The organism is Xanthomonas prunicola, assembly GCF_002846205.1.
GTDB classification, from domain to species: Bacteria; Pseudomonadota; Gammaproteobacteria; order Xanthomonadales; family Xanthomonadaceae; genus Xanthomonas; species Xanthomonas prunicola.
The window spans coordinates 53,758-76,806 of sequence record NZ_PHKV01000010.1; the positions used below are offsets into that span (position 1 = coordinate 53,758).

The following is a 23,049-nucleotide window of genomic DNA, read 5'->3' on the forward strand; positions in this document are numbered from 1 at the left end:
GGAATCCGTCGGGTGCGTCAGATAGTTTCAGATGACACGCACCGGGGCCCAGCCACCCTTTCCGGGCACGCCATGACCAGTACCGCTGCACTTTCTTCTCCCGACTCTGCCAACACGCCGGAGCTCGGCAAGGTGGATGCGGATTACACGCTGGACCACAAGTACACGCGGACCGATGGGCGCATCTATCTTTCCGGGGTGCAGGCGCTGGTGCGGCTCCCGCTGCTGCAGCGCCTGCGCGATGACGCCGCCGGCCTGCAGACCGCCGGCTTCATCAGTGGCTATCGCGGCAGCCCGCTCGGCGGACTGGACCTGGAACTGTGGCGTGCGCGCAAGCACCTGGACGCGGCCAAGGTCACCTTCACTCCCGGCCTCAACGAGGACCTGGCCGCCACCATGGTGTGGGGTACCCAGCAGACCAACCTGTTCCCCGGCGCAAAGGTGCAGGGTGTGTACGGCATGTGGTACGGCAAGGGCCCGGGCGTGGACCGCAGCGGCGACGTGTTCAAACACGGCAATGCCGCCGGTACTTCTCCTTTTGGCGGGGTGCTGGCGCTGGCCGCCGACGACCATGCCTGCCGCAGCTCGACCTTGCCGCACGGGTCGGAAGACGAATTCGTCAGCGCGATGATGCCTATCCTCAATCCGGCCGGGGTGCAGGACATCCTGGACATGGGACTGCTGGGCTGGGCGATGAGCCGCTACACCGGGCGCTGGATCGGCTTCAAGACGATTGCCGAAACCGTGGAATCGTCCGCTTCGGTGGACATCCATCCGTTCGCACGCACGATCGTGCTGCCGGAGGATTTCGCACTGCCGCCAGGCGGTTTGAGCATCCGTTGGCCAGACCCGCCGGTGGATCAGGAGATGCGCCTGCACCGGTATGCGATTGCCGCGGCGCAGGCCTTCGCGCGCGCAAACCACATCGACAAGGTGGTGCTGGATGCGCCGCACGCGCGGCTGGGCATCGTGACCACCGGCAAGAGCTATCTGGACGTGTTGCAGGCGCTGGAATACCTGGGCCTGGATGCGCAGACCTGCGCCCACATCGGTATCCGCGTGTACAAGGTCGGCATGACCTGGCCGCTGGAACCGGTGGGTATCAGCGCGTTTGCGCAGGGTCTGCAAGACATCGTCGTCGTGGAAGAGAAAAAGGCCTTCATCGAGCGCCAGATGAAGGAGCTGTTCTACAACTGGCCGGCCAGCGCCGGCGCGCGGCCGAGCATTGTTGGCAAGTACGATGAGCAGGGCGCGTGGATCCTGCCCTCCACCGGCGAGCTGACGCCGGCCACCATCGCGGCGGTGATCGGCAGGCGCATCCTGCGCCTGCTGCAATCGAGCACGATCAATACCGATTCGATCCAGCAGCGTCTGCGCTGGATGGATGCCAAGGAAGCGGAAATGGCCCTGCCGCGCGCGCAATTTCCGCGCGTGCCGCATTACTGCTCGGGCTGCCCGCACAACACCTCCACCGCAGTGCCGGAAGGATCGCGCGCGCTGGGCGGTATCGGTTGCCACTACATGGTGACCTGGATGAATCGCGCCACCGACACCTTCACCCACATGGGCGGGGAAGGCGTGACGTGGTCGGGGCAAGCGCCGTTCACCGATACCCCGCATGTGTTCCAGAATCTGGGCGACGGCACCTACTTCCACAGCGGCTCGTTGGCGATTCGGCAATCGGTCGCCACCGGGGTCAACATCACCTACAAGATTCTCTACAACGATGCGGTGGCGATGACCGGCGGCCAGCCGGTAGACGGCACGCTCACGGTGCCGGATATCGCGCATCAACTGCGGTCCGAAGGCATCCATGAGATTGCGATAGTGAGCGACGACATCGGCAAGTGGACGCGGCGACGCGACCTGTTTCCTGCCGAGGTCGCGTTTCATGATCGCGGCGAGCTGGATGCGGTGCAGCAGCATTTGCGCACGGTCAAAGGCGTGTCGATCCTGATCTTCGACCAGACCTGCGCCACCGAAAAGCGCCGCCGTCGCAAGCGCGGCAAGCTGATCGATCCGCCCAAGCGGGTGATGATCAATTCGCTGGTCTGCGAAGGTTGCGGCGATTGTGGCGAGAAAAGTTTTTGCGTGTCTGTGCTGCCGAAAGAGACCGAGTTCGGGCGCAAGCGCCAGATCGATCAGTCCAACTGCAACAAGGATTATTCCTGCGTCTCTGGCTTTTGCCCGAGCTTTGTCACCGTGCATGGCGGCGCACCGCGCAAGGGTAAGAAGCGCGATGCCAGTACGCTGCTGGACACGCTTCCCGAGCCGCCCAAGCGCACCTCGCTGGAGCGGCCCTGGAATATCCTGATCACCGGCGTCGGCGGCACCGGCGTAGTGACCATCGGTGCGCTGCTGGGCATGGCCGGGCATCTGGAAGGCAAGGGCGCGACGGTGCTGGACCAAACCGGCCTGGCGCAAAAGGGCGGCGCGGTGACCACGCATATCCGCATCGCCCGCCAGCCCGACGACATCCACGCCGTGCGCATCGCTGCAGGCGAAGCCGACTTGGTGCTGGGTTGCGACATGGTGGTGGTCAACGATTATTGGGCGCTGTCCAAGGTGCGCGACGGCCGCACCCAGGTCGTACTCAATACCTACGAAGCAATGCCGGGCAGCTTCACCACGCAACCGGATCTGCAGTTTCCCGCTGCCGAGATCATCGCCGGTGTGCGCACCGCGCTCGGTGGCCAGGAGCCGTTGTTGCTCGATGCCACGCAGCTGGCAACTGCGTTGCTGGGCGATGCCATCGCCAGCAATCTGTTCGTGCTTGGCTACGCCTGGCAACACGGGTTGGTGCCGGTGTCGCATGCGGCGCTGATGCGCGCAATCGAACTCAATGGCGCGGCCGTTGCGATGAATCAGCAGGCATTTGCCTGGGGCCGCCTGGCTGCGATCGATCTGGCGGCGGTGCAACGCGCTGCGGGTCTGGCCGGCAACGCCGCGCCGGCACACCTGCGCGGCGACACACCGCAAGCGCATGGCCCGGGCAGCTGGGAAGAGCACGACCTTGGCGGCCAAGGCGCACCGCGTGCGCTGGCGCAGACCGATGGCAGCACACTGCATGGCGCTGTCGCTGCACCGGCCGATCTGCTCGACGACGAGCAGCTGACGCAATCGCTAGACGAAGCCATCGCGCGCCGCATCGCGTTCTTGACCGAGTACCAAGATGCGGCCTACGCGCAGCGTTATCGCAGTCTGGTCGAGCGCGTGCGCGCACACGAGCTGCAGCGTGTGCCCGGCAGTAGCGCACTCACCGAGGCGGTGGCGCGTTACGCCTTCAAGCTCATGGCCTACAAGGACGAGTACGAAGTGGCGCGCCTCTATACGCGGGGCGACTTCCAGCGCCGGTTGCAGCAACAGTTCGAAGGCCACTACACGCTGCGCTTCCATCTGGCGCCGCCGTTGCTTGCAAAGAAAGACGCGCATGGCAACTTGATCAAACGCGAGTACGGGCCGTGGATGTTCACTGCCTTCAAGTTGCTGGCGCGGTTGAAGTTCCTGCGTGGCGGCAAGCTCGACGTGTTCGGCTACAGCGAAGAACGGCGTGGCGAGCGCCAGCTGATTGCCGATTACAGTGCAACGGTGGACATGCTGTTGGAACGGTTGGATGCCGATAACGTCGGCCTGGCCGCGCGGATCGCCAGCATTCCGGAGCACATTCGCGGCTATGGCCACGTCAAACATGCGCATCTGCAGGAAGCCAAGGCGCGCGAAACCGCGCTGCTGGCGCAGTGGCGCAATCCGAAGGCGTTGCATGTGGTGCAGACGGCTTGATCAGGATGTAAATGCTAGTCCGTGATCTCCCTAGATAGGCAACTCATAGATTGCATTTATGAATAGCAACTTATAGCTTGCATTTCAACAAAGAAAGCCATAGCTTGCGTAATTCGACGATCAATACGCCAGCAACGATGGGTATCACCGTGTTCCCCATCCAGACGACGCAACAACTGGGTCCTCTGCTCAAGGCGCTGCGCAAGCAGCAAGGCCTAACCCAGGATCAGTTGGCCGAGCAGTTGGGCATTACCCGCCAAGCGGTCAGCGCACTGGAACGCAAGCCTGAGGGCGCCACATTCGAACGCTTGATGCGCGTCTGGGCGATTCTGAACGTGGAGGTTTCGCTGAACCTGCGCAACAACGGCTCCTCGAATCCCTCCGAAGAGGCTTGGTAGGGCGTGGCCGAACTGTGCGTATGGATGAATGGATTGCGCGTCGCTCGTTGGCGAGAGGATGTGCAAGGAGCGCGGCTGACCTACCTCTCCGAATGGCTCCACTCGCCCCAGGCACGGCCACTGTCCCTATCACTTCCGTTGTTGCCCGAAGGACAGTCGCATCGCGGTGATGTCGTCACCCATTATTTCGACAATCTGCTGCCCGATAGCACGGACATCCGTCGTCGTATGCGGGAACGTTTCAAAACCGACTCGGCCGGCACATTCGACCTGCTTCAGGCGGTCGGCCGCGATTGTGTCGGCGCAATCCAGTTGCTTGCAATTGATGCCGAACCCGAGCATTTGCGCAGCATCCAGAGCAGAGCACTGAGCGATACCGAGGTTGCCGCTGTGCTGCGCGGCGTCACCGCGCCGCTGCTGCCCGGCCAGCATGGCGATAACGACGACTTCCGGCTGTCATTGGCAGGCGCTCAGGAAAAAACTGCGCTATTACATCATCAGCATCAGTGGTGCGTGCCCCTGGGGAGCACGCCGAGCACGCACATCTTCAAGCTGCCGCTGGGGCTGGTCGGCAACATGCGCGCGGACATGCAGGCCTCAGTGGAAAACGAATGGCTGTGCGCGCAGCTGCTCGCCGCATTTGGCATTCCCGTGGCTGTCACCACGTTGGGAAGGTTCCAAGAGCAGCGCGCCCTGATAGTTGAACGTTTCGACCGGCGTCTATCGCCGGACGGACAGTGGTGGATGCGCCTTCCCCAGGAAGACCTGTGCCAGGCATTCGGTGTGTCTTCGTCGAAAAAGTACGAGAACGACGGCGGCCCCGGCATCGTGGCGATCATGGAGTTACTCAGGCAGTCGAGCCAACCTTCCGACCGTGAAATCTTCTTCAAGGCGCAGATCCTGTTCTGGCTGATCGCCGCAACTGACGGACACGCCAAGAATTTCAGTCTGATGATTGAGCCCGGCGGCCGTTTCCGCATGACGCCGCTCTACGACGTTTTATCCGTTTATCCCATCCTCGGACGCGGCGCACAGCAGCTAGATCCACATCGCGCGGCATTGGCGATGGCCGTGGTTGGAAAAAATAGGCATCGTCGCTTGAAAGATATCCGCCGTCGCCATTGGAACGACACTGCACGTGCCTGTGGGGTGCGTGCTGGTGCCGAACCCTGGATCGAAGAATTAATGGAACAGCTGGAAAGCGCATTGGATTTTGTTGCAAACACGCTTCCAGCAGAGTTTCCGGTCCCCCTGGCAGATACTGTCTTCAGTGGCATGAGAGAAGCGGCCAAGCATCTGCGTGAGATGCCATCTGATCGCTAATCGCAACCGAACACGCGTTTTGACTGTTCGGACTTTGCGCTGCAACCTTACAACGGCCGCAACAAGCGCAGCCCGAACCAATCCTTGGCATCGTTCCAGCCATGCGTCACCTTGAGCCCGGCGGCTGCAGCCAGTTCGGCAAAGCGCGCGTCGGTGTACTTGCAGCTGTATTCGACCTGCATCGCTTCGCCGTCGGCAAATTCCACATCCTTGCCGCCGACCTGCACGCGCTGCGCGCGTTGGCTGATCAGGAAGGTTTCGATGCGGCCGCGCTCACGCGCATACACCGCGTGGTGACGGAATCCTTCCAGATCGAAATTGCTGCCGATCTCGCGGTTGAGCCGCGCCAGCAGGTTCAGGGTGAACTCGGCAGTGACGCCGGCCGCATCGTTATAGGCGGCTTCGATCAGCCCCACGTCCTTGTCCAGATCGATGCCGATCAGGGCGCAGCCATCACTGCCCATGGTCTGGCGCATCGCATCCAGCAACTCGATAGCCGCAGCGTCGGCGAAGTTGCCCAACGTGGAGCCGGGGAAGAACACCACGTGGCGCCGCGCCGGGCGCTGCGCATCGGGCAGACGCAGCGGCTTTGTGAAGTCGGTGCACACCGGCAGCATCTGGATCTGTGGAAATTGCTGTGTCAGTCGCGCGGTGCTTTCCAACAGCGCGGTGCGCGAGATTTCCAGCGGCGTGTAGGCCACCACATCGCGCAGGCCCTGCAGCAGCAATTCGGTCTTGCGCCCGCTGCCGCTGCCGTATTCGACCACGTGCACGCTGGCACCGATCGCTTGCGCGATCGAGGTCATGCTGGCCTCCAACAAACCGAGTTCGGTGCTGGTGAGGTAATACTCCGGCTGCTGCGTAATGGCTTCGAACAACTGCGAACCACGCGCATCGTAGAAATATTTCGACGGCAGCGTCTTGGGCGTTTGCGACAACCCCGTCAATGCATCGGCAGTGATGTCGTCCGGTTGAGGGCGCAGGTCGGTCAGCGCAGCGTACGCGCGTTGCAGGGCATGGGCGGCGGCGTTCAAGGCAGATCCTTGGCAAGGCGCACGCCGGCAAATTGCCAACGCGCATCGGAGGGGAAGAAGTTGCGGTAACTGGCACGCAGGTGGCTAGCCGGGCTGGCGCAACTGCCGCCGCGTAGTACCCACTGCGCATTCATGAATTTGCCGTTGTATTCGCCCAGCGATCCGGGCCAGGGGGTAAAACCGGGATACGGCAGATACGCGCTGCCGGTCCATTCCCAGACATCGCCGAACAGCTGCTGGATGCCGGTGTCCACTGCTGCAGCCCCGCGCGGATGCAACGCATCGGTGTCGACGAAGTTGCCCTGCACCGACACGCCGATCGCGGCCTGTTCCCACTCGGCTTCGGTGGGCAAGCGCGCACCGGCCCAGCGCGCGAATGCGTCGGCTTCGAACAGACTCAGATGGCAGACCGGTGCATGCGGATCGCGCGTGCGCCAACCGTTCAGCGTGAACTCGCGGCCCGCCGCATCCCAGTACAAGGGATGCTGCCAACCTTGCGCCTGCACCATCGCCCAGCCATCGCTGAGCCAGGCACCGGCGCTGCGATAACCGCCGGCCTCGATGAATTGCTGGAACTCGGCGTTCGTCACCACGCGGTTCGCCAACGCATGCGCGCCGACCAGCACGCGGTGGCGCGGCGATTCGTTGTCGTAGGCAAAGGTAGCGGCCTGTGGCCAGGGTGCAGCGCCCATCTCGACGATCTGTTCGTCGCGCGTATGCCAGCGCAACGTGCTGGCAACGGCCGCCGGTGGCGCAGCGGCATCACGATAGGCCGGCTGCAACGGGTTGCTCCACAACGCATGCTTGATGTCGGTGAGCAACAACTCCTGATGCTGCTGCTCGTGCTGGATGCCGAGCTGCACGATGGTGCAAGCCTGCGCATCGAGCAGGCCATCGCGCAGGCGCTGCTGCATTTGCGCATCGACCGCAGCGCGGTAATCGCGCACCTGCTGCAACGAGGGCCGTGACAGCACCCCACGGCGCGCGCGCGCATGCATCGGGCCGACGCTTTGGTAGTAGCTGTTGAACAGGAAATCCCAGGCTGGGTCGAACACGCGGTACGCCGGATCGGCTTGCAATACGAAGCGTTCGAAAAACCACGTGGTATGCGCCAGATGCCATTTGCTGGGACTCGCATCGGGCATGCTCTGCACCATCGCGTCTTCGGCGCTCAAGGGTGCGGCGAGACGATCGCTCAACGCGCGGGTCTGCGCGTAACGTTCCAGCAGCGTCAACTGCTGTGGCTGGTGGTGGCCCAGCAGAGATGAGAGTGCAGACATCGCCATATGCTTGAGGAGCGCCTGTGAACGCGCCGTGTCGGCAGCGTGGCAGCCAGCGGTAAGCTGTCGCCATGTCTTCTTTTTCTCTGTCCAGCCTGCTCCCCGCGCCCGTCGAATGGGAACACCGCCAGCAGGCATTTGCGTTACCTGCCGACATCACCTATCTGGATGCCGCCTCGCGCGGCCCGCTGCTGCGCGCGGTGCAAGCGGTCGCGCATCAGGCGGTGGATGCGCTGGCCACCCCGTGGCAGCTGCCGTTCGATGCCTGGCTGCAGGACATCGAGCATTTGCGCATGCTCGCTGCAGGCCTGTTCGACGCCGATGCCGACGGCGTGGCGATGCTGCCCTCGGCCGCGCACGGCCTGGCGACCGCCGCACGCAACCTGCCGCTGCAACGCGGCGAGGCGGTGCTGCTGCTGGAAGGCCAGTTCCCCTCGAACCTGCTGATCTGGCAACGCCGCTGTGCCGAGGTGGGTGCGCACATCGTGGCGGTGTCCACGGCCGGTGGCGATGCCTTGACCGCAGCGGTGCTGCAGGCCATCGCCCAGACACCGGCCTTGCGCATCGTCACCTTGCCGCATGCGTATTGGCTGGATGGACGACAGCTCGATCTGGACCGCATCAGCGCCGCGGTGCACGCACGCGGTGCGGCGCTGGTGCTGGATCTGAGCCAGAGCCTGGGCGTGCTGCCGACCGACCTGCCGCGCTGGCGGCCGGATTTCGTGGTCAGCGTCGGCCACAAATGGCTGCTGGGGCCGATGGGGCTGGCCTGGCTGTGGGTGGCCCCGCACTGGCGGGTGCACGGCGTGCCGATCGAAGAACACTGGATCGGCCGCGATGCCGGCAGCAGCTGGGAATTTCCGGTCGCCCAGGCGCCGTCCTATCGCAGCGGTGCGCGCCGGTTCGATGCCGGCGGCGTTGCCGATCCAATGCGGATCGCGATGGCGACGGTGGCCTTGCAGCAGGTCGCTGCCTGGCGACCGGCGCGCATCGCGCAGGCGCTGGGCGCGCTCACCGCGCGCTGGGATGCGGCGCTGCAGGCACGCGGTCTGGGCAGTTGGTGCACGCCCGCCCACGCGGCGCATCTGACCGCGTTGCAGCCGCCAGCCAATCAGCTGGATGCGGTGGCGACGGCGTTCGGCGCGCGCGGGGCGATCTGTACACGCCGACACGGACGTTTGCGTATCGCACCGCACCTCAATGTCACCGAGGATGCGCTCTCAGCCCTGATCGCAGCGCTGCCAGCCGCATAACCCGTAGGAGCGGACCCGGCCGCGACGGGGCTTACCCGATAGCGCCCAGTCGCGGCCGGGTCCGGGTACGCTCCTACGGGCTCAGCCGCGCTGGCGGATGCGCAGCCCACGCGGCGTGACCCAGCGCTCCAGGCCTTCGAACAGCGCCTGCACGATCAGTGCGAGCACCGCCGCAGGAATCGCGCCTTCCAGGATCAAGCCGATGTCGTCCAGGCGGATGCCAGTGAGGATCGGTTGGCCGTAGCCGCCTGCGCCGATCAACGCGCCCAGCGTGGCGGTGCCCACGTTGATCACCGCCGCGGTCTGGATGCCGGCCACGACGGTGCGACGCGCCAGCGGCAGTTCCACCCGCCACAGGCGCGTCCATGCCGGCAGCCCGATCGCCTCGGCGGTCTGGCGCAACTCGCGCGGGATCGAGGTCAGCCCGGCATGCGTGTTGCGCACGATCGGCAGCAGGCTGTAGAGAAACAACGCAGCAATCGCCGGTTTGGCGCCAATGCCGAACAACGGAATCATGAAGACGAACACCGCCAGCGATGGCAAGGTCTGCAGCACGCCGGTCAACGACAGCACCACCTGCCCGAGCCGCGGCCGCCGGGCCGCCAGCACGCCCAGCGGCAACGCGATCAGCAAGGCAAGGCCCAACGAGATGCCGACCAGGGCCAGATGCTCGCGCGTATGCCGCAGCAGACGCGCCACACGCGAGTCGGCTGCCGATGCCGGCGCAACGCCCAGCCACTGCGCAGCCACCGCCGCCTCGGACTGACGCTCCAGCTTCACCTGTGCGTTGAGCCGCTGCATGGTCGCCTCGTCGATGCGCCCCTGCAGCCCCTGCAATGTCTTGAGCATCGCCGGCGAGCGCTGCGCCAGGTCCTTGCGATATAAAAAAATCGCTTGGTAATCGGGGAAATAGTGGCGGTCGTCGCGCAGCACCTGCAGCTGGTAATACGGAATTTCCGCATCGGTGCTGTACAGATCGGTGACCTCGATCGCTCCGCTCTGCAGCGCGCGATAGGCCAGATCGTGATCCAGCCCGGTCGCGGTCTGCGGCAGTGCATAGGCGGCGCGCACGCCCGGCCAGCCATCGGCGCGCTGCATGAATTCGTTGCTCAGCCCGATCTTGAGCGATGGATGCCGTGCCAGATCCGACATCGATGCGATGCCAAGCGCCTGCGCGCGCTCGACGCGCATGCCGAAGGCATAGGTGTTCTGGAAGCCGAGCGAGTCGGTCATCGCCAGCCCGCGTGCATCCAGTGCGGCGCGCAGTTCGGCCTGGCTGGCCTTGGGCAGCTGCAGCAGTTCCTGCGCCAGCGTGCCGGTGTATTCGGCGTACGCATCGATCTGCCCGGTTTCCAGCGCGCGCCACAGGATGCGCGTGCCACCGAGCTGCGCGCGGTGTTGCACATCCACGCCGTCGCGCTGCCCGGCGGCGGTGGCGATCTCGCCCAGCAGCACGGCCTCGGTGAAGTTCTTCGAGCCGATGGTGACCTGCGCGGCCTGCGCGCCGAGACTGCAGATCAGCAACACCGCAGCGATGAGCGCACGCGCCATCATGCGGCATCGCCGATGCTGCGCTGGGCGGTGAGGAAGCGCTGCACGAACGCATCGGCTGGCTGCTCCAGCAAATCGCGCGCAGTGCCTTGCTGCACAACGCGGCCAGCGCGCATCAGCACCAGACTATCGGCCAGGTAAGCCGCTTCGGCGACGTCATGCGTCACCACCACCACGGCCTTGCCCAGCTGCGCAAACAGTTCGCGCATCTGCGCCTGCAGGTCGTACCGCACGATGGGGTCGAGCGCACCGAGCGGTTCGTCCAGCAACAAGGCCGGTGGGTCCAGCATCAATGCGCGAATCAGGCCGACACGCTGGCGTTGACCACCGGAGAGTTCGGCCGGGTAGCGCGCCAGCAACTCCGTTGGCAGTTGGCACAATGCGCATAGCGTCTCCAGGCGCGCATTGATGCGCTCACGCGTCCAGCCCAGCGTCTGTGCCAGCAAGGTCACGTTGCTGCGCGCGTCCAGATGCGGAAACAACCCGCCTTCCTGGATCACGTAGCCGATACGTTGCCGCTGCGCCTGCAGGTTGGCGCGCTGCAATGGCGTGCCGTCGAAGGCGACCGTGCCGCTGTCCGGCCACTCCAGCCCGACCAGCAAGCGCAACACGGTGGATTTGCCGGCGCCGCTGGGGCCGATCAACGCCGTCGTGATGCCGCTGGCGAAAGTCAGCGAGACCGCGTCGAGCGCGATGGCCTGGCCGTAGCGACGGCTGACCTGGTCGAGAGTGAACATGCGCGCGAGCTTGCAGAACGCGACGTCAGACGCGCGCGAAGATGCGCATCAACGCGGCGGCGCCAGCAATTCGCGTGCGCTCAGATAGCCATCGCCGTTGGCGTCCTGGCGTGCGAAGCGCTCGATCAAGGTGGCGCGATGCGCGGCGCGGGTGATCGGCTTGCCGCGGCGGCCGGGCAGTTCATCGCCTTGCAGCACGCCATCGTGATTGGTATCGCGCTGGTCGAAGGCATAACTCATCCAGGCCAGATACTCGTCAAGACTCACCCGCCCATCGCCATCGGTATCCATGCGTTGCAGATATTGCTGGCTGTCCTGCACCTGGGACTGCGCTGCAACTGCAGGCAGCAATGCAAGACCTGCGATCAGTACCGTACGTACGATCACGCCGCACCCGCCATGTGCACGCAACCTTGCGCGCCTGCCGCCCGCTTTACGCACCACTCAGCGCATACCCTTTGAGTCGCGCCGCATACGCCTGCAGGGCAGCATTACCGCTGGCTTCGGCCTCGTGACACCACTGCTGCAACTGCCTGAGCCGTTCGGACGCATCATGGCTACGCGCTTCCAGCACAGCGGTCAGCCGCGCGCGATACTCGACCAGGGTGCGCATGCGCGGGCGCTGCGCCACCCAGGACTGCAACTGCGCGCGCGCATCCGGCTTGAGCCAGCGCCCGTCATCGACCAGACCCTTGCGCAAACGCCGTGGCAACAACTCGCGCAGCTTGGCGCCGGTGGCGGCGGCTTCCTCGCGCAAGGCCGGCTTGAGCACGTTGCGCTGGTAGTCGGTCATGGCCTGGAAGCGGTGCGACAGCAGTGCCTTGAGCGTATCGGCATCGGGCACGGCGATATTGGGGCGGATATCCAGCGACGGCGCCACGCGCAGTACTTTGGCCAGACCCACGGCCTGCAATCCGCGAATCGCAATCCAGCCGATATCCAGTTCCCAACGCCGCATCGAAAATCGTGCCGAACTCGGGAATGCGTGATGGTTGTTGTGCAGTTCTTCGCCGCCGATCCACAGCGCCCACGGCGTGAGGTTGGTGGAGGTGTCGGCGGATTCGAAATTGCGATAGCCCCACCAATGGCCCAGACCATTGACCACGCCGGCAGCCCAGAACGGAATCCACGCCATCTGGATCGCCCATAGCGCGATGCCCGGCAACCCGAACAACACGGAATTGATCACCAGCAAGGCGATCGGGCCGGCATTGGCATGCGGGGTGTACAGATGCCGCTCGATCCAGTCGGTCGGCGCACCCTTGCCGTACTGCTCGATATCGGCGCGCTGCGTACGGGCCTCGCGATACAACTCCACGCCGCGCCAGAACACCTGCCTGATGCCCTTGGTCTGCGGGCTGTGCGGGTCTTCCTCGGTCTCCACCCTGGCGTGGTGCTTGCGATGGATGGCCACCCATTCGCGGGTGATCATCGAGGTGGTGAGCCAGGTCCAGAAACGGAAGAAGTGCGCCACCACTGGATGGAAATCCACGCCACGGTGCGCCTGGCTGCGATGCAGGTACAAGGTCACCGCAAAGATGGTGAGCTGGGTGAACACCAGCAGCACCGCCAGCATGCCCCACACACCCAGCCCGGCCACGCCGGCGGTCAGGAAGTCGATGATCGTATCGGACAGCATCGGCAGTTCCACGGTGGCGGTGTCTCGTTGGTCGATGCAGACATGATGGGGGCGATCGCGGCAAACTTCACCCTTCGGATGCGTAGGGTGATGCCTGCTTTCTAAAGCGGTTCACACGTGCCTTCTTTCCCCACTGCCAGATGTCCTACGTATGACTGCTGCCACCGATGTTGCCGATTCTTTTGCCGATGCGGATGCGCTGATCGAACTCGACCAGGCAAGTGTGATGCGCGGCCAGGTCCGTGTGCTGCATGCATTGCGTTTGCGCATCGCACTGGGCCAGCACACCGCCATCCTTGGCCCCAACGGCTGCGGTAAGTCGTCTTTCATCAAGCTCATCACGCGCGAGCTGTATCCGTTGGCGCGGGGCGATGGCCAGCCTGCGGTGAAGGTGCTGGGACAGGCGCGTTGGCAGGTGGATCGGTTGCGCTCGCAGCTGGGGATCGTCACCGGCGATCTGAGCGTCAACCTGGCCGACACGCCGGGGCTGGATGTGGAAAGCGCGGTGCTGTCGGGGTTTTTCGCCAGCTACGTGGTACCGCCGCATCGCGAGATCAGCGACGACATGCGTGCGCGTGCACGCGAAGCGCTTGCCCTGGCACACGCATTGCCGCTGCTGGACCGGCCATTTGCCGAGTTGTCGGCCGGCGAGACCCGCCGCGTGCTGATCGCGCGCGCCCTGGTCAACCGCCCGCAGGCGCTGTTGCTGGACGAGCCGTCCACCGGCCTGGATCTGGTGGCGCGCCAGCACCTGCTCGAGACGATGCGGCACCTCGCCCGGCAAGGCATCACGCTGGTGCTGGTAACCCATCACATCGAGGAAATCGTGCCGGAGATCGCACGGGTGATCCTGCTGCGCGCCGGCAAGGTGGTCGCCGACGGCCCGCGCGATGCGCTGCTCACCGATGCCAGCCTGTCGGCCGTATTCGACGGCCCGGTGCGGGTGCAGCGCGACGGCGAGCGCTGTTGGGCGACGGTTGGGGAGTGACACCGCGCGGGAGTGCGAACGCATGACCTTGGACACGGGACGCCGCCGCGGCGGTTGCGCTTAGACTCGCCGCACACACAGACAGGAGTCGTCCCGATGGCCCAGTGGTATTTCCATAATCCTGGACAGGCCGAGCGTATCGGCCCGCTCGACGATGCCAGCGCCCGCGCGCATGCGCAGCGCCAACCCGATGCGTTGACCTGGCGCGATGGGCTCGATGGCTGGACCCCGGCCCGTCAGCTGGCCGAGCTGCAGGGCGGCGGCAGCGCGCCGCCACCGCTGACCGGCATGGCCGGGCGCGCGGATGAGATCGACTACCGCATCGTCGGCAACGACATGCAGTTCGTCGAAGTCGAGCTGGACCCGGGAGAAAGCGCGATCGCCGAGGCTGGCGCGCTGATGTACAAGGACGCCGCCGTGCAGATGGACACCGTGTTCGGCGACGGCTCGCATGCCGGCCAGAGCGGCGGCGGCGGGCTGATGGGCAAACTGGTATCGGCCGGCAAACGCGTGGTCACTGGCGAAAGCATGTTTACCACCGTGTTCACCCACGCAGGCAGCGGCAAGGCCAAGGTCGCGTTCGCAGCGCCCTACCCGGGCACGGTGCTGGCGCTGCGCCTGTCCGAGCATGGTGGCCAGCTGATCTGCCAGAAAGACAGCTTTTTGGCCGGCGCACGCGGCGTGTCGCTGGGCATCGCCTTCCAAAAGAAAATCCTCACCGGCCTGTTCGGCGGCGAGGGCTTCATCATGCAGAAACTCGAAGGCGACGGCTGGGTGTTCGTGCATGCCGGCGGCACCGTGGTGGAACGCGAGCTCGGCCCAGGCGAGCGCATCGACGTGGACACCGGCTGCGTGGTCGCCTATCACGCCGGCGTGGACATGGACGTGCGCCGCGTCACCGGCCTGAAGAGCATGTTCTTCGGCGGCGAAGGCGTGTTCCTGGCCACCCTCACCGGCCCGGGCAAGGTCTGGCTGCAATCGCTGCCGTTCTCGCGCATGGCCGGCCGCATGCTGCAGGCCGCCCCGCAAGCCGGCGGCCAGCAACGTGGCGAAGGCTCGGTGCTGGGCGGCTTGGGCCGCTTGCTGGATGGCGATAACCGGTTTTGATGGGGTGAAGCGGCAGGCGGGTGTGCTGTCACCCTTCTCCCGCCGGGAAAAGGTGGCGCGTAGCGCCGGATGAGGGGACGGGCGAAGCCTGCTGCGGTCTCATTCCCCTGCGGCTTCGCTCCGCACCCTCACCCCCTCTCCGCGCCCCGGCCTGCGCTTGCGACACGGGCGCTCCAAGGCACGCGCGCCGTGGCGCGCAAGCGGTGCCTTCTCGCCCCGCGGGGAGAGGTGCTCTGGTTCCGTGCTGCATGCAGGTGGCTGCGGTCATCGCACGCATGAACCGGCGCGCCCTTCTCCCGCCGGAACAAGGGAGTGCAGCGCTTGCAGACGATGCCGTTCTGAATGAGCTCCACTCACGCCAACCACCAGCGCCACAGTGACGGCGCGCGTGTATTCTCCCTCGCCTTTCCCATCGACGTTTTCGCCATGATCGCGCCCCGCTGCTCTCGCTTGCTCGCCCTGTTGTCCATGCTCGGTCTGCTCAGCGCCTGCGGGGGCGAGCCGCGTCCGGCGGCGCCGGCGCCCGTGGTGCAGACGCCTTCGGACGCGCCCCCCAAGCCGGTCAAGATCGGTATCGCGCTCGGTGGCGGGGCGGCCAAGGGCTTTGCGCATATCGGGGTGATCAAGATGCTCGAGGCCAACGGCTTCGCACCGGTGGTGGTGTCCGGCACCAGCGCCGGCAGCGTGGTGGGCGCGTTGTACGCCAGCGGCATGGATGCGTTCGAAATGCAGGAAAAGGCCGTCGCGCTCGACCAGACCAGCATCCGCGATGTGCGGCTGTTTTCCGGCGGCCTGGTGCAAGGCCAGAAACTGCAGGACTACGTCAACGATCAACTCGGCGGCAAGCCCATCGAGAAGTTGCGCAAGCCATTCGCGGCGGTTGCCACGCGGCTGGAAGATGGCGAGCGCACCGTGTTCGTGCGCGGCAACGCCGGTCAGGCGGTGCGTGCGTCCAGCAGCATTCCGGGCGTGTTCGAGCCGGTGACCATCGGCAAATACCACTTCGTCGATGGCGGCGTGGTCAGTCCCGTGCCGGTGGATGCGGCGCGCCAGCTGGGTGCCGAATTCGTGGTGGCGGTGGATATTTCCAGCAAGGCCAGTGGCAAGAACCCGGGCGATCTGCTGGGCACGGTGAACCAGTCGATTTCGATCATGGGCCAGCGCCTGGGCGAGGCCGAACTCAAACGTGCCGACGTGGTCGTTCGCCCCAAGGTCAACGATATCGGCTCGGCCGATTTCAACCAGCGTGCTGCGGCAATCCTGGAAGGCGAGCGCGCTGCAATGGCGGTGATGCCGCAGATTCGCGCCAAGATCGCGCAGCTGCAGGCCGCGCGCAGCAGCGCGACACGGACTGCTGCCGATCAGGCGAAAGCGGCCAAGCAGCAAGCCTACGAACGCTGCCTGGAACAACGCTCGCGTTGGGAAAAATTGCGCGGCAAGCAAGAGGCCTGCGTGGCGCCGTGAAGCGGGCGCTAGGCTTCGCGACATGGCCGTGCGATGCGACTGCCACGCGGGTGATTTGATGCAGGAGTTGTAACGCCGTGAGGTCGGGCGTCGCGCGGTGGGTTGCTGCGTTATGCCGCGTTGGCGCATATCAAGACGGCATCGCAGCCTTGGCCGCGATGCTATCCCGATAACCGTGCTGCCGGTGTTGCACCGTTATGGAACAAGCCTTGCCTTTGCCTCAATACCGCCAGCGCAGCGACACACTGACAAAGCGCGGTTCGCCGTAGTTCTGATAATCCAGATTCGCCCAATAGGTTTTATCGAACGCGTTGCGCACAGCAAGCGATGCGGTCCACTGGTCGCTGATGCGGTAGTTGGCGTTGAAATGCACCAGCGCGTACGGGTTCTGCACTACAGTGACTGGCGTGGTGGCACCGCTGCCGTCACCGGTGGGCCGTTCGATATTGAAGCCGCGTACCGCGCTCTGCCAGCTCACGCCGCCGCCGATGCTCAACCGATCCCACGCACCCGGCAGGCGCCATTGGGTGGAGAGCTGCAGATAGTCTTCCGGCAGATTGGCGTAGATCGCATCGGTCGGCGCGCGGGTGACCTTGACGTGGGTATAGCCGGCGTTGATGGTCCAGCCGGGTCGCACTTCGCCATTGAAGTCCACTTCCCAGCCACGGCTCTTGGTGCCGTCCACACCGATGTAGGCCGAGCTGCCATCCGGTAGCGAGGCTTCCGGCTGGCTCATGTCGCGCACCGCGTAGTTGTCCTGCTTGGCTTCGAACACGGCGGCGGTGGCCATCGCATGACCATCGAACAACTGCGCCTTGATGCCGGCTTCCAGGTTGGACCCTTCCACCGGTGCGAGCAGGTTGTTGTCCTTGTCGCGGTAATTCTGCGGGTTGAAGATTTCGGTGTAGCTGGCATAAACCGATACATCCGGCACGATGTCGTACACAAGCCCCACATATGGAGTGACCTCGTCGCTCACTTCATAGCGGCCGCTGGTGCCGGTGTAAGTGCCGTTGCCATCGAAGGCCTGGGTGCGGGTTTCCCAGGAACTCAGTCGTGCGCCGGCAATCAACGACAGCGGGTCGGCCAGCCGGAAGCGCGTGGATGCATACACCCCGCGCTGCGTGGTGCGCGCCTGGCGACGCGCGCCGGTGCGCGTATACGTCACTTCGGATGCATCGCCATTCCAGTTGCGGATGTTGGGAATGAAATAGCAGCGCTCGGGTGGGCCAAAGGCGTTGGCGCAGCTGGCCCAATCGGTGGGATAGGTCTGCGCCACGCCATACGTAGTCGATTGCAGGTCTTGCCAGCTGCCGCCGACCACCACATCGTGCTGGCGGCCAAACAAGGCAAACCCGCCGGACAGATATACATCCACGCTATCGCGCGTGTCCTGCGTTTCGCCGGCGCTGGTGCGCAGAAACACACCGCTGCCATCGGCGGCCGGGTAACCGGTGCCGTAGACGCGCAGACTCTGCACGGCGCCCTTGGTGTGGGCGGTGTTGACGCGCAGCAACCAGTCTTCGCCGAAGCGCTGTTCCAGGTTCGCGAACGCGGTGCTGGTGTCGCGCTGCCAGCGCGTCCATTCCGGCGCCATGTTGGTCGAACGCGCCAGATTGGCGAAGGAGCCATCGGTAGCGAAGAACGGCACCGTGCCCCATGTCGAACCAACCGGGGTATTGTCCTGGCGCTGGTAGCCCACGGTGAGCGTGCCGCTGTCGGTCAGGTCGCCTTCCAGCACCGCCATGCCTGACATCTTGGTGTCGTGGTAGCGGTCGTAGTAATAATCGCGATCCTGCCAGGCGGCGACAACGCGGCTGCGAAAACGCCCGTCTTCGGTCAGCGGTGCGTTGACGTCGGCCTGCATGCGGCGGAAGTCCCAGGTGCCTGCGCTCACTCCAAACGAGGCGTCAAAGTCCTTGCCCGGACGCTTGCGCAGCAGGTTGACCGTGGCCGAAGGAATGCCCGCCCCGGTGAGCAGGCCATTGGCACCGCGGATCACTTCGATGCGGTCGTAGAAGACCGTGTCGTATTCCTGATTGGTCGCGCCGCTGTAGGTCGGTAGGCCGTCGACCTGGAAATCGGTGATCTGGAAGCCGCGCGCGAAATACAGTGGCCGCTGGGTGTCATAGAACGACACGTTGACGCCAGTGACGTGACGCATCACATCGTCGATGCTGAAAAGCGATTGCTCTTCCAGCCGCTGCAACCCGATCACGCTGACCGACTGCGGCGTTTCCTGCAGCGTCAGCGGCAGTCGCGTCGTGGTGGCCGGTTGCGCGCGGCTCACCGTGCCGTTGACGCTGACCTGGTCGAGCGTCGTGGCGTTGGTCGCATCGGCCGCCTCGGCGGCATGCACGGTGGGAGTCAGTGTCGATAGCGCGCACAGCAGCGCGGCAGACAACAGGCCAAGGGGAGCGATGGCAGCAGACATGGGGCGTTCTCGTCGATCGCTGCGGACGCAGCGCGTCACGCAACAGGGAAAGGCACAGGCACACGCGGGCGTCCACTCGAACCGGCTGGCTGACCCTGCATGGGCTGGCGATGCGACACGAACGACGTGGCCGGACGCGGCCAAGAGATGAGCTAAATGTAAATCGTTATCGTTTGGCAGGCAAGCAACCCGACGCTTCTTGCATGCGCGCGGGAACCTGCGGCACACGTTGGTGCTGCCTGCAGCGTTGCATCACCCGCGCAAGGCAAGGCGCATCCGATCCTTCGGCCCGCTTATGCCAGATGCGCCAGCGGCAGACCTTCCGGCGCTTTCACGGTGCGCAGAACGAAGCTGGAATTCACATCCGACACGCCAGTGGCATTGAGCAGACGATCGAGCAGAAACCGCGAGAAGTGTTCGAGGTCGCGCACCTGCACCTGCAGCAGATAATCCATGTCGCCGGTCAGCGCCCAACACGCCACGACCTCATCCCAGCCGCGCACGCCTTCGGCGAAATGTTCGATATCGGCCTGCCCGTGCTGCTCCAGCTGCACGCGCACGAAGGCCTGCAGACCTAATCCCAGCGCGCGCGCATCCAGGCGCGCGCCATAGCCGGCGATGATCCCGGCAGCCTCCAGCCGCTGGGTGCGCCGCAGGCAGGCCGACGCCGACAGATTCACCTGCACGGCGAGCTCGGCGTTGCTGGTGCGCCCCTGCGTCTGCAGCAGGGCAAGCATCCGCAGATCGGTGCGGTCCAGCGCGATAGGTTGGTCCATATGTTGCGCAGCAGCAGGTCAAGACGCACGAATCTTGCGCGTAAGCAGGCGTGTTGCGCAAGATTCGCAATCCTGTTGCGCGGCGATCCGGCTAAGGTGATCCCCTGTCGCTACGGAAGTCCTGCCGCATGAACACTGCCCCGCGCCGCGTCGAAAACCAGCTGACCGACAAGGGCTACGTGCCGGTCTACACCACTGCCGTGGTCGACCAGCCATGGGACGGCTACAGCAGCGACGACCATGCCACCTGGGGCACGCTGTATCGCCGCCAGCGTGCGTTGCTGGTGGGCCGCGCCTGCGATGAGTTCCTGCAGGCGCAGGACGCCATGGGCATGGACGACCGCCAGATCCCCCGCTTCGACGCGCTCAACGCGGTACTGCAGGCGGCCACCGGCTGGACCTTGGTCGGCGTGGAAGGCCTGCTGCCTGAGCTGGATTTTTTCGATCACCTGGCCAACAAACGCTTCCCGGTGACCTGGTGGATCCGTCGCCCCGATCAGATCGATTACATCGCAGAACCCGATCTGTTCCATGACCTGTTCGGGCACGTGCCGCTGTTGATGAACCCGCTGTTTGCCGACTTCATGCAGGCCTATGGCCGTGGCGGAGTCAAGGCGCACGGCATCGGCCCGGACGCGCTGCAGAACCTCACCCGGCTGTACTGGTACACGGTGGAATTCGGCCTGATCGCCACGCCGCAGGGCCTGCGCATCTACGGCGCCGGCATCGTCTCGTCGAAGGGCGAATCGCTGTATTCGCTGGACTCGCCCGCACCCAACCGCATCGGCTTCGATCTGCAGCGCATCATGCGCACGCGCTACCGCATCGACAGCTTCCAGAAGACCTATTTCGTCATCGACAGCTTTGCGCAGTTGATGGAGGCGACCAGCCCGGACTTCACTCCGATCTACGCTGCATTGGCGCAACAGGCGCAGGTGCCGGCCGGCGATGTGCTCGCTAGCGATGCGGTGATCCAGCGCGGCAGTGGCGAGGGCTGGAGCCGCGACGGCGACGTATGAGGCAACTGCTGCAATAAGCGCAGCCGGATGCTGCGCGGCGCGGCGGTGAAGCTGCAATGTGACGTGCGCCGACTCGACACTGTCGCCAACGCGGACTAAGGTCGAACCTCCCCCTACCGCCTTCGCTCAATGGACCTGACGCATCTGCGCATCCGGCGCTTGGAGCTGGACGACACCCGCCTGCTGTTCACCCTGGCCAACGGCATCCGTATCGACGAGCCCATCCAGGCGCATCGGTTGTTGCTCAAGGCATCGCCGCCGCAGCGCGCGCAATGGCAGATCACCGAAGACGGTTTCGGGGTGAATTGGCCCGCGGTCGCACCGCCCACCCCGGAAGGCCTGCTCAACATGCCCGAGCTGCTGTGGCGCCGTCGCGCCGCACGCGCGCAGGCAAAGCTGGCCAGCTTGCGCGGACGTCCGGACGGGCTGTCGACTGGCGAACGCGAGCTGGTCGCACTCGCGCGGCTGGATGCGGACATGACCGAGAGCGGCTACGCCCGCTATTTCGACCGCTGGGATGCGGCCACCCGCAGCGATGCGGTGCGCGGTCTGACGGCGATGGGCGCAGCGCAGACCCGACAGGCCATCGAAGGCCTGGGCGCAGTGTTCGAACGGCTGGAAGAAGACCCCGACCTGCTCAGCATCGAGGACATCCTCGACGCGATGAACGAAGCCGACCGCCAACGCGTGCAGGGCTGGGAAGAGGTCTATTACCGCCGCTCCGGCGACCTGGCGCGGCTGGGGTTGGTGCATTACGGCGTTGACAAGGCGTAGCACGCGCCTCCCACCGCCAGGCGCACGCGGACCGCGTCATGCTGCCGCCCCTTCGAATGGATACGGCTGTCAGGGACGTGCCGACTGACACCAGCTTGCGCACGACAAGCACCACCATCGACTCACTGGCCGAGGGACAGCCGTGTACCACGCGGACGCGGGGCTAACGGTAACGACAACGTGATGGTGCAGCCCTTGCCTATTCCGGCGCTGCTAGCAACGACGCTGCCGCCGTGCGCCTGGATGATCTGCTGCACCACCGCCAGGCCGATCCCCAATCCTGCACCGTTGAAACCCACCGCACGGCTGTCCTGCATGAACGGTTCGAAGATGCGTTGCAGCGCGTCGTCGTCGATGCCGATGCCGTTGTCGCTGACCACGATGATGGCGCGGCGTCCGTGCAAGCTCAGCTGCAGGCCGATGCTGCCGCCTTCGGGGGTGTATTTGGATGCGTTGTCCAGCAGGTTGCGCAGCACTTGCGACAGGCGGACACCGTCGCCGCGCAGCAGGGTTGGCTGCGGCGGCAAACGCAGCGCGAACGAGTGCTGGCGTTCGGTGATCAGTGGCAGACACGCCGCCGCGGCCTCCTCGATCACCACGTGCAGATCGATGGATTGCTTGAGGATGCGCAGTTTACCGGTGCGCACGCGCGACAGATCGAGCAGGTCGCCGATCAAGCGGGTCATGTGCTGCACCTCGTGCTCGATGATGTGCCGCATCCGCGGCAGCTCCACGCTGGGCAAGCTGTTGAGCATCGAGCTGGCGACCAGGATCGGGGTCAGTGGATTGCGCAATTCATGGGCGACGAAGGCGAGCATCTCGTTTTGCCGTTGGACCCCCTGCTCGGCTGCCGCATGCAATTGCTGAGCACTCAGCGCGGCCAGGATCAATGCGCTGTTGGCCTGACGCAGCGTGTCGTGCGGGTCGTCCCACAGGCGGCGCGCATCTGCAGCGGCCGGCGCCGCACCGGGGTGCACAAGGTCCAGGCCGATGCAATCGCGATAGAACATGAAACGTGCTGCCGCAGTGCGCTTGGCACAGTACATCGCATCGTCCGCATGCTGCAGCAGCGCCATCCCGGTCTCGCCATCGTCAGGATACATGCTGATGCCGATGCTCGCGCCCAGGTGTAGTTCGTGCTTGCCGACCAGGCAAGGTGTGTCCAGGCTTCGCATCAGTTGGCCAGTGATCGCCGCAGCTGCATCGTGACTGTCAACGCGATCCAGCAATACCACGAATTCGTCGCCGCCATAGCGCGCCACCATGCCCGAAAGCGCCGCCGCGGCAGTCAGTCGTTGCGCGACCAGACACAGGAATTCATCGCCGACGCTGTGTCCGAACTGATCGTTGATGCGCTTGAAATCGTTCAGATCCACGAACAGCACGGCAAGGCGCGTGTTGTGATGCAGCGCGCCAGCGATGGACTGTTCCAATCGCTCGAACAGCAGTAGGCGGTTCGGCAACTGGGTCAACGGATCACGGTTGGCATTGT

18 protein-coding genes are annotated in these 23,049 nt (G+C 64.9%); 9 read left to right on the forward strand and 9 right to left on the reverse strand.

The window, feature by feature from the left end; all coding sequences use genetic code 11:
* Positions 1 to 72 precede the first annotated feature (72 nt).
* The 3 genes from XpruCFBP8353_RS19955 to XpruCFBP8353_RS19965 all read left to right on the forward strand — a co-directional run bounded on the left by XpruCFBP8353_RS19955 (position 73) and on the right by XpruCFBP8353_RS19965 (position 5,501).
* Positions 73 to 3,780 (forward strand): indolepyruvate ferredoxin oxidoreductase family protein, encoded by a 3,708-nt coding sequence (locus XpruCFBP8353_RS19955; protein WP_101364787.1) that lies wholly within the window; start codon positions 73 to 75, stop codon positions 3,778 to 3,780.
* Positions 3,781 to 3,884: 104 nt separating this feature from the next.
* A complete protein-coding gene (locus XpruCFBP8353_RS19960) occupies positions 3,885 to 4,178 on the forward strand; it encodes a helix-turn-helix domain-containing protein (protein ID WP_243391172.1) in 294 nt (97 codons plus the stop codon).
* A gap of 24 nt (positions 4,179 to 4,202) precedes the next feature.
* Positions 4,203 to 5,501, forward strand: coding sequence for a type II toxin-antitoxin system HipA family toxin (locus XpruCFBP8353_RS19965; protein ID WP_341475820.1), 1,299 nt, complete (start codon positions 4,203 to 4,205; stop codon positions 5,499 to 5,501).
* Positions 5,502 to 5,548: 47 nt separating this feature from the next.
* Here XpruCFBP8353_RS19965 and egtD read toward each other — a convergent pair whose 3' ends face one another.
* Both egtD and egtB read right to left on the reverse strand, forming a co-directional pair.
* Positions 5,549 to 6,535 (reverse strand): L-histidine N(alpha)-methyltransferase, encoded by a 987-nt coding sequence (egtD, locus tag XpruCFBP8353_RS19970; protein ID WP_101364790.1) that lies wholly within the window; start codon positions 6,533 to 6,535, stop codon positions 5,549 to 5,551.
* On the reverse strand, positions 6,532 to 7,821 hold the full coding sequence (gene egtB / locus XpruCFBP8353_RS19975; RefSeq protein ID WP_101364791.1) for an ergothioneine biosynthesis protein EgtB: 1,290 nt from the start codon (positions 7,819 to 7,821) through the stop codon (positions 6,532 to 6,534). The genes egtD and egtB overlap by 4 nt, the downstream gene beginning before the upstream one ends.
* Before the next feature lie 65 nt (positions 7,822 to 7,886).
* On the opposite strand from egtB, the gene XpruCFBP8353_RS19980 reads away from it, so the two are divergent.
* Positions 7,887 to 9,068 (forward strand): aminotransferase class V-fold PLP-dependent enzyme, encoded by a 1,182-nt coding sequence (locus tag XpruCFBP8353_RS19980; RefSeq protein WP_101364792.1) that lies wholly within the window; start codon positions 7,887 to 7,889, stop codon positions 9,066 to 9,068.
* 81 nt (positions 9,069 to 9,149) lie between these two features.
* Here XpruCFBP8353_RS19980 and XpruCFBP8353_RS19985 read toward each other — a convergent pair whose 3' ends face one another.
* The 4 genes from XpruCFBP8353_RS19985 to XpruCFBP8353_RS20000 are packed head-to-tail and all read right to left on the reverse strand — an operon-like array spanning position 9,150 to position 12,995.
* On the reverse strand, positions 9,150 to 10,622 hold the full coding sequence (locus tag XpruCFBP8353_RS19985; protein WP_101364793.1) for an ABC transporter permease/substrate-binding protein: 1,473 nt from the start codon (positions 10,620 to 10,622) through the stop codon (positions 9,150 to 9,152).
* A complete protein-coding gene (locus XpruCFBP8353_RS19990) occupies positions 10,619 to 11,356 on the reverse strand; it encodes an ATP-binding cassette domain-containing protein (protein ID WP_101364794.1) in 738 nt (245 codons plus the stop codon). The genes XpruCFBP8353_RS19985 and XpruCFBP8353_RS19990 overlap by 4 nt, the downstream gene beginning before the upstream one ends.
* Before the next feature lie 48 nt (positions 11,357 to 11,404).
* A complete protein-coding gene (locus tag XpruCFBP8353_RS19995) occupies positions 11,405 to 11,800 on the reverse strand; it encodes an EF-hand domain-containing protein (RefSeq protein ID WP_162301131.1) in 396 nt (131 codons plus the stop codon).
* The gene (locus XpruCFBP8353_RS20000) at positions 11,790 to 12,995 is read right to left on the reverse strand and encodes a DesA family fatty acid desaturase (protein WP_101364822.1); all 1,206 of its coding nucleotides are present in this window, start codon (positions 12,993 to 12,995) and stop codon (positions 11,790 to 11,792) included. The genes XpruCFBP8353_RS19995 and XpruCFBP8353_RS20000 overlap by 11 nt, the downstream gene beginning before the upstream one ends.
* A gap of 151 nt (positions 12,996 to 13,146) precedes the next feature.
* Between XpruCFBP8353_RS20000 and XpruCFBP8353_RS20005 the strand changes: the two genes are divergently transcribed.
* The 3 genes from XpruCFBP8353_RS20005 (at position 13,147) to XpruCFBP8353_RS20015 (ending at position 16,554) form a co-directional block, all read left to right on the forward strand.
* The gene (locus tag XpruCFBP8353_RS20005) at positions 13,147 to 13,983 is read left to right on the forward strand and encodes an ABC transporter ATP-binding protein (RefSeq protein ID WP_101364795.1); all 837 of its coding nucleotides are present in this window, start codon (positions 13,147 to 13,149) and stop codon (positions 13,981 to 13,983) included.
* A gap of 96 nt (positions 13,984 to 14,079) precedes the next feature.
* The gene (locus tag XpruCFBP8353_RS20010) at positions 14,080 to 15,090 is read left to right on the forward strand and encodes a TIGR00266 family protein (protein WP_101364796.1); all 1,011 of its coding nucleotides are present in this window, start codon (positions 14,080 to 14,082) and stop codon (positions 15,088 to 15,090) included.
* Positions 15,091 to 15,516: 426 nt separating this feature from the next.
* The gene (locus XpruCFBP8353_RS20015; protein ID WP_101364797.1) at positions 15,517 to 16,554 is read left to right on the forward strand and encodes a patatin-like phospholipase family protein; all 1,038 of its coding nucleotides are present in this window, start codon (positions 15,517 to 15,519) and stop codon (positions 16,552 to 16,554) included.
* Positions 16,555 to 16,774: 220 nt separating this feature from the next.
* Here the strand turns inward: XpruCFBP8353_RS20015 and XpruCFBP8353_RS20020 are convergent, their stop codons facing one another.
* Complete coding sequence (locus tag XpruCFBP8353_RS20020) at positions 16,775 to 18,988, reverse strand: TonB-dependent siderophore receptor (RefSeq protein WP_101364798.1); 2,214 nt, start codon at positions 18,986 to 18,988, stop codon at positions 16,775 to 16,777.
* A gap of 293 nt (positions 18,989 to 19,281) precedes the next feature.
* Positions 19,282 to 19,764, reverse strand: a complete 483-nt coding sequence (locus XpruCFBP8353_RS20025) for an Lrp/AsnC family transcriptional regulator (RefSeq protein ID WP_101364799.1) — start codon at positions 19,762 to 19,764, stop codon at positions 19,282 to 19,284.
* A 128-nt stretch (positions 19,765 to 19,892) separates the two neighbouring features.
* Between XpruCFBP8353_RS20025 and phhA the strand changes: the two genes are divergently transcribed.
* Both phhA and XpruCFBP8353_RS20035 read left to right on the forward strand, forming a co-directional pair.
* Positions 19,893 to 20,783 carry a phenylalanine 4-monooxygenase gene (gene phhA, locus XpruCFBP8353_RS20030; protein ID WP_101364800.1) on the forward strand — a complete coding sequence of 297 codons (891 nt, stop codon included), beginning with the start codon at positions 19,893 to 19,895 and terminating at the stop codon, positions 20,781 to 20,783.
* 129 nt (positions 20,784 to 20,912) lie between these two features.
* A complete protein-coding gene (locus XpruCFBP8353_RS20035; protein ID WP_101364801.1) occupies positions 20,913 to 21,557 on the forward strand; it encodes a DMP19 family protein in 645 nt (214 codons plus the stop codon).
* Positions 21,558 to 21,679: 122 nt separating this feature from the next.
* Here the strand turns inward: XpruCFBP8353_RS20035 and XpruCFBP8353_RS20040 are convergent, their stop codons facing one another.
* Complete coding sequence (locus XpruCFBP8353_RS20040) at positions 21,680 to 23,029, reverse strand: diguanylate cyclase domain-containing protein (protein WP_243391171.1); 1,350 nt, start codon at positions 23,027 to 23,029, stop codon at positions 21,680 to 21,682.
* Positions 23,030 to 23,049: the final 20 nt, after the last annotated feature.